The organism is Chitinophaga sp., assembly GCF_036566945.1.
Taxonomy (GTDB): Bacteria; Bacteroidota; Bacteroidia; order Chitinophagales; family Chitinophagaceae; genus Chitinophaga.
In genome coordinates this window covers 1-2264 of the sequence record NZ_DATCVJ010000300.1, presented here as the reverse complement: position 1 = coordinate 2264, position 2264 = coordinate 1, and the positions used below count along the sequence as shown (strand labels likewise).

The window sequence follows — 2264 nt, the reverse complement described above, 5'->3', positions numbered from 1 at the left end:
GCCTGAAGTAGGTTTCTACATGGGTACTTTCGGTCTGTTCTTTACCTGCTTCTTCTTATTTGCTAAATACTTCCCGGTAATCGCAGTAGCTGAAATCAAGGCTATTCTGAAAACTTCGGGAGAGAACTACAAAGAGAAAATGGAAGTGTACGAAGAAGAGAGTGCTGAGAAATTTGCACACGATGTAGCTCACGCACACTAATAGACGAATTAAGAGAACTAATTACCTGGAATTTGAATTTTTAAATATATGGCTGTTAAAAAATTTGTTGTAGGCTTGTTTGACGATGAGGCAGTGTTGTTTCCGGCAGTAAAGAAAGTACGCACTGCAGGTTACAAATTGCACGATGTATATACTCCTTTTCCTATTCACGGCCTCGATCATGCAATGGGTTTAAGAGAAACCAGTCTGCACACAGCCGGTTTCATATATGGTATCACCGGTACTACTACCGCATTATCCTTCATGAGTTGGGTATTCAACGTAGATTGGCCGCTGAACATTGGTGGTAAGCCACACTTCCCTTTGCCCGCTTTTATTCCCATCACTTTTGAGCTGACCGTATTATTTGCGGCAGTAGGTATGGTGATGACTTTCTGTTATCTCTGCCAGCTGATGCCAGGTGTGAAAAAACACATCTTCCACCCAAGACAAACCGATGATAAGTTTGTAATGGTGATAGAGCTGACAGAAAAAACCAATGCAGAAGAAGTGAAAAGCTTCCTCGCTGCGGCAGGTGCACAGGATATCAATGAACAAAAAGCTGAAGCAGGATGGTGGTTCGGAAGGTATGATCAGGACGATGAGCCTTATCTCCGTAAGATTCAGACCGCAAACGCTTAATTATACTAACAGCTAAAACATACCGTTGCGACATTAGGATTTGAGCAAGCAAGCACTAATGAAAGCTAGATAAATAATTTCTGATGAAAAGGACTTCCAACATATTGATTGTAGCCGCATTGGCAACTGGAGCTTTCCTGGCAGCCTGTAACAGAGGGGAGCATAACAGAAAGCCCGGCAGGATTTATATGCCAGACATGTATGAATCTCGTGCGTATGAATTTTATAGTGCTCGTTTGTCAGGGCTGAAGCCAGTGGAAGGAACAGTAAAAAGAGGTGAACTTTTGCCTTACCATCTGAAAGAATCAGATACGGCACTGGCTAATCTGGTGAAAAATCCATTAACTATCACGCCAACTGATCTTAAAGAAGGCGAACGTTTATTTAATATCTACTGCGGGATCTGTCATGGTACAGCCTTAGATGGTAATGGTCCTCTGTATAAAGATGGTACCGGACCTTTTTCTGCTGCTCCTGCAAATCTGATAGCTGGTGCAAAATCCGGCTACACAGAAGGCCGCCTGTTCCATGTAATGACTTACGGTTATAACATGATGGGTAGCTACGCCAGCCAGCTCGATAGAGCACAACGCTGGACGATCGCTGCTTATATCAAGAGTAAACAGCCAGGTGCTGCCGCCCCGTCTGCCGCTCCTAAGGATAGTAGCGCTATTGCAGCTAAATAAATGAGTTAAACTGAATTTCAATCAAGTATTTTAATATACAGTAATGAAAGACCAATTTGTAGTACCGGCAAGATTAAAAAAGACCAGCTTCGTGTTAATGGGCGTGGGCTTGCTGACGTTATTGATCGGATTAATTGCGTTTCAAGGTGAGAACGCCACACGGTTTTGGGCCGGTCTGTTGCAGAACAGCAGCTTCTTTTTGCTGATTACATTGGCGAGCACCTTCTTTATCGCTGCTACTACCCTGGCACATGGTGGCTGGCAGATTGCTTTCCGCCGTGTACCTGAAGCTATTTCAATGGCAGTACCAGTATTAGCTGCCATCTTATTCGTGATCGTAATGATCCTCGTTTTCGGAGGAAAAGAAGATATCTACCACTGGGTAAATGCTCACCACGTGGCAGAAGACAAAATCCTTACCTGGAAATCTGCTTTCCTGAACAAAGGATTTTTTACTGTAGCGACCATTCTTACACTGGGCCTCTGGATATTCTTTACCATGAAGCTCCGTAAAATGTCTATCGAAGAAGATGGATGGGATCTGCGTCCTGAAACAGGTCGTAAATTACTCTGGAGAAATACCGTTGTATGCGGTGGCTTCCTGGTAGTTTTCACCCTCAGCGTTGGTTCTACCACCCCATGGGTATGGTTAATGAGCATCGATGCACATTGGTTCTCTACCATGTACTCCTGGTATACTTTCGCCAGCACCTGGGTATCCGGTCTGTCCCTGA

2 protein-coding genes and 2 pseudogenes are annotated in these 2264 nt (G+C 44.1%); all 4 read left to right on the top strand.

All coding sequences use genetic code 11. The features are described from left to right. Positions 1–202: pseudogene (locus tag VIP81_RS08890) on the top strand (hydrogenase); the annotation flags it as partial. A gap of 48 nt (positions 203–250) precedes the next feature. After that, positions 251–844, top strand: a complete 594-nt coding sequence (locus tag VIP81_RS08885; protein ID WP_331958646.1) for a DUF3341 domain-containing protein — start codon at positions 251–253, stop codon at positions 842–844. Positions 845–927: 83 nt separating this feature from the next. Further along, positions 928–1530, top strand: a complete 603-nt coding sequence (locus VIP81_RS08880) for a cytochrome c (protein ID WP_331958643.1) — start codon at positions 928–930, stop codon at positions 1528–1530. 43 nt (positions 1531–1573) lie between these two features. Beyond that, positions 1574–2264 (top strand): annotated as a pseudogene (locus VIP81_RS08875) (quinol:cytochrome C oxidoreductase); the annotation flags it as partial.